This window comes from Nostoc cf. edaphicum LEGE 07299, from assembly GCF_015207245.1.
In the GTDB taxonomy this organism is placed as follows: domain Bacteria; phylum Cyanobacteriota; class Cyanobacteriia; order Cyanobacteriales; family Nostocaceae; genus Nostoc; species Nostoc edaphicum_B.
This window is the reverse complement of sequence record NZ_JADEXF010000612.1, coordinates 1-3,728: the sequence shown is the minus strand read 5'-3', so window position 1 is coordinate 3,728 and position 3,728 is coordinate 1. Positions and strand designations below refer to the sequence as shown.

Here is a 3,728-nt window from a genome sequence, read left to right as displayed (position 1 = left end):
ATCATCGACTGAGATAAATTGCTGCAATTTGCTGTGAAAAAAGATGTTGCTGCAATAGCTCGATCGCGCTTTGTTGATGGTTTGTTTGTCACAGTCTTGAATTCGATGAATGCGCTGCTCGATATCAGTAACGAATTAGATACCGGAAAGTGTCAAACTAAATATGAAGTTTATAGAAAAACTGCAAACTCAAACCATGACTCAGCAACCAACTGATTTAGATAAGAAAGCTGTATTTGAGCAGTTGTGGGAGATTACAAAGGAACTCCGCCAAAAATTAGAAGCTCGTTTTCAGCTACATCCAGACCCTTCTGTAGAAAATTTACAGCAATATAGCAGTCTCGATGGCAACATGAAGGGTTCGCTGACCGCTTTTTCCGGGAAGGAAATTGACTGGCTAGTGCATTCGTGGTTGGGAAACCCTGAAAAATCAAACTTTAGCGCTATGCGTCTCACCACTTGGTTGAAGTCGCATATCCAAGTTCCTCATTTGGCTTTTGAGTTTGGCACACTTCCAAATGGAAATATTTTATTTTATATAGATTACATTGCCCGAACTGAGCTGATAACCGATTTGGCATATCTCGATCGCTACTATGAGCCAGTTAATCAAACATTCTTAAAGTTACAGGAAGATTCGCGCCTCAAGGCATTTATCAGCAAAAGTCTGTATCTTCGATTATTTCAATCGCCTGTTAAATTGTGCTACACAGGCGCACCTACTTTTGAAACTCTGGAACTAACTCGCACACTTGCACACGAAACACTCGATCGCTGGTTAACTTGGGTAGATGCAGCCGAACCTGTGCCAGAAGATGCACGAGAATCTTTAGCTGCTCGTGATTTGGCGCTGCGCCGTAATGGTGCTGAACGTGATCCAGGTAATAAATTTGTCGTACAGATACTTGGATCGGAGTTAGCAGATAAAATTGTGCGATCGCTCTGGGGTGGCGATCGTATTCTTTAAATTAGTCATTGGTCATTTGTCATTGGTCATTTGTCATTTGTCATTGGTCATTTGTTATGGCTCTCAATTTTCCATGTCCACTAATTTAGAATCGTACTGCGCTTTAGCATCGCAAGTTACCTGTTATGCAATCAACCTTCACTCGCGATCGCCAATCACACTTTTACCCTGCTAATACTATGCTGAAAAGAGAAGTAAACTGCAAACACTTCCTGCAAACACAGCAAACCACCATTGAGTGCTTCACCAACCTGGGGATGCTTTGAATTTGGGAATGGGAAATTGGGGATTAGGAAGTAATAACAAATGACAAATGACAAATGACAAATGACAAATGACAAAACCAATAGAAGTCCGCAATCCCCGAACTGGCAAATTTGACTACGTAATTATCCCACCGCCTCCAAGGTTAGTGGTACAGCAATGTAAGCGGACGCGCCGGGCACAAGTTCGCTGGCAGCAATTGGGTTTAGAGGGGAGAATTGAAGCTTTACAGCAGTGGAAGGATGCGATATTATCTGGACGCGATCGCCTCACGGAAGCTTTGGTAAATGATACAGGAAGATTGTCAGCCTCGGTATTAGAAATAGATTCTTTCCTCTCCAGCATCGATCGCTGGTGTCGGTTAGCGCCGGAATTGCTGCAAGAATCTGCAAAAAATACAGCCATTCCCTTTATTGCCTTGCAACAAACATCCGTTCCTTATCCCTTAGTTGGGGTAATTAGCCCGTGGAATTTTCCCCTGTCACTGTCTACTATTGATACCATTCCGGCATTGTTGGCAGGTTGTGCTGTCATTGTCAAACCCAGTGAAATCACTCCCCGCTTCGTAGCACCACTGATTACAGCACTCAATACCGTTCCCAAACTGCACGAGGTATTAACTTTTGTCGAAGGAGCAGGCGCAACCGGATCTGTTTTGATTGAAAATGTAGATTTGGTATGCTTTACAGGCAGTGTAGCCACAGGGAGAAAAGTTGCACAAGCGGCTGCAAAACAGTTTATTCCAGCTTTTTTGGAATTAGGAGGAAAAGATCCTGCGATCGTTTTAGAATCAGCCAACTTAGAATTAGCAACCTCAGCAATATTGTGGAGTTCTGTCGTCAACACCGGACAGTCATGCCTCTCAATTGAGCGAATTTACGTTGCAGACTCCATATTTGAAAAGTTTTACCATCAACTAGTAACCAAAGCACATCGCCTTGAGCTAGCCTATCCCACAGTTGAAAGTGGAGAAATTGGCCCGATCATCGCCGAAAGACAAGCAGCCGTTATTAGCGATCATCTTCTAGATGCAGTTGAAAAGGGAGCAGTAATTCACTGCGGCGGTGTAATCGAGGATTTAGGTGGGGGTTGGTGGTGTCGTCCAACAGTGCTTACCCAAGTTAATCATTCCATGAAAGTCATGACCGAAGAGACTTTTGGCCCGATTATGCCAATTATGCCTTTTTCTACAGTAGGTGAAGCAGTCTCTTTAGCGAATGACTCAATTTATGGATTGAGTGCGGCTGTATTTGCCTCAGAAACAGAAGCTTTAGAAGTTGCTTACCAGATAGATGCAGGTGCTATTAGTATCAACGATGCTGGACTCACTGCCATCATGCATGAAGGAGAGAAAAACGCCTTCAAATTCTCCGGTTTGGGAGGCTCACGCATGGGTGCGGCGGCGCTGAAACGGTTCATGCGAAAAAAAGCCATTTTGATCAAAACTAACGATACTAATGACCCTTGGTGGTTTGGGAATGGGGAGTAACCGATGCCATCATCATTATGTAACTCATTAGCTTAACCAATGGCGCGCTTCTGCCACAGTTTCGTCTACGATAACCAAAGCACCTGGAAGAACTTTCATAGTTTTGGTTCAAAACACGAGGTCATTCGTTCAAAACACGAGGTCATTCGTTCAAAACACGAGGTCATTCGTTCAGAACACGAGCTTATTTGTTCAGAACACGAGGCCATTCGTTCAGAACACGAGGCCATTCGTTCAGAACACGAGGCCATTCGTTCAGAACACAAGTTCATTCGTTCAGAATACAAGAGTTGCCTTCAAACTATTAAGAAAACCTATAGGTCGATTTCTACAATAGCGTTACACTCTATAACGAACTAAGCCTTTATGTAGATCCTGTAGCGCCTGATGAACCTAGCCGATATCCTCAAAGACTCAAACTACAAACTGTCGCAGTTTACTGCGGCGGAAATTGAGCAGTTAGAGCAGAGCATTACTCTGAAAGCAACCAAAAGTGGCGAAGTGCCTTATATCGTTTGTTTGGTGCGTCAGAAGGCAATTAAGCTGACGCCAGAGGAAGCAATTCGGCAGCTATATTTACAGGTTTTGAATAAACGCCTCCACTATCCCCTCAGTCGCATTGAAGTCGAGTATGGGGTGAACTTTGGGCGGGAGGTGAAACGGGCAGACATTGTGGTGATGGACAAAGACCGTCCAAACACGGTGTATATGCTGGTGGAGCTAAAGAAGCCGAAGCTCAAAGACGGGAAGGATCAGTTGCGATCGTATTGTAATGCCACAGGTGCGCCGATCGCAATTTGGACGAATGGCGATCAAATTTCCTACTACCAGCGCAAAGATCCCAATTATTTTGAAGATATTCCTGGTTTGCCCAATGCTAATCAAACCCTGGCAGATATTCTTCAGATCAAGTTCACCCTGGAAGACTTGATTGCTAATGACAAGTTGATAAAGGAGAATAAATCTCTCAAAACCCTGATCGAAGAAATGGAAGATGAGGTGCTGGCG

Annotated in this window: 3 protein-coding genes; all 3 read left to right on the top strand. The window is 44.0% G+C overall.

Going from position 1 to position 3,728, the window contains the following annotated elements; genetic code table 11:
* Nucleotides 1-196 precede the first annotated feature (196 nt).
* Nucleotides 197-967, top strand: a complete 771-nt coding sequence (locus IQ229_RS17735) for a red chlorophyll catabolite reductase (RefSeq protein ID WP_194045957.1) — start codon at nt 197-199, stop codon at nt 965-967.
* A gap of 334 nt (nt 968-1,301) precedes the next feature.
* Entirely contained in the window at nt 1,302-2,720 is a 1,419-nt protein-coding gene (locus tag IQ229_RS17730; protein ID WP_194045955.1) for an aldehyde dehydrogenase family protein, read from the top strand.
* Between the two features lie 387 nt (nt 2,721-3,107).
* A partial coding sequence (locus IQ229_RS17725; RefSeq protein ID WP_194045953.1) for a type I restriction enzyme HsdR N-terminal domain-containing protein occupies nt 3,108-3,728 on the top strand: 621 nt, incomplete at its 3' end.

Excerpts from the sequence above, each read along its gene's own strand:
- IQ229_RS17730 (WP_194045955.1), top strand. The coding sequence starts at position 1,302 with ATGACAAAACCAATAGAAGTCCGCAATCCCCGAACTGGCAAATTTGAC.
- IQ229_RS17735 (WP_194045957.1), top strand. The coding sequence starts at position 197 with ATGACTCAGCAACCAACTGATTTAGATAAGAAAGCTGTATTTGAGCAG.